The 656-nt window shown below is 59.3% G+C and carries 1 protein-coding gene; it reads left to right on the forward strand.

Features of this window, described 5'->3' with window-relative positions; all coding sequences use genetic code 11:
* Positions 1–269: 269 nt before the first annotated feature.
* On the forward strand, positions 270–656 hold a 387-nt coding region (locus LK12_RS23405), incomplete at its 3' end, for a hypothetical protein (RefSeq protein WP_039290776.1).

Below are 656 nucleotides of genomic sequence, written 5' to 3' on the forward strand. Positions count from 1 at the left end.
ACACTGGCCCAATTCCAAGGGCGTGTGCTCAATCGACCGCGCCTGACTGCTCTCCTCACAACTTTACGCCAACGCACGCCGCTGCTTCGGGATCAACCAGCGCCCAAGGTAGAAGCGGCGTTTGCCGCAGCGCTTAGCGACAGCCAGACGCCGCACGTTGCCAACGATAGTTGACTCAACAGAGAGAGCGTCAGAGCTGCTCAACGGGATCTTTTCCCTCATGGCACAGCGCATTTGCCTGACCGACGAGTCAAGCTTAGGCAGTTCCCATGTACTCATCTAACCTGACAATGGTTGGCGGCGCATGTCTGGCGGTCATGCTTGTCACCGCATGCGGGGGCAGCTCGGAACCCGCCGCGGAGCCGACGAGCTACCACATTCAAAAAGAAGCTCTCTACGCATCCACGACAACTGACATCTGCCGGGCAAAGGATGCCGCATTTCTGCGTAATCTCCTGCTACGCGTCAGCAGCGTCCTCCCCGAAGGCACCAGTGGTTTCGACTTCGTCGATTTCGACGTTACAGGCATGTCTGAAGATGAGAATGCGCGAGCCGTCATACGCTTCCGCGCTGTCCCGAGCGGTGAGCAGCCGGAGGCGATGTACGCGGTGGGTTCCTTTCGGCCAGAAGACTGCATCATAGGCCCGCTCCAGGGC

The organism is Novosphingobium malaysiense, from assembly GCF_000802225.1.
Lineage (GTDB): Bacteria > Pseudomonadota > Alphaproteobacteria > Sphingomonadales > Sphingomonadaceae > Novosphingobium > Novosphingobium malaysiense.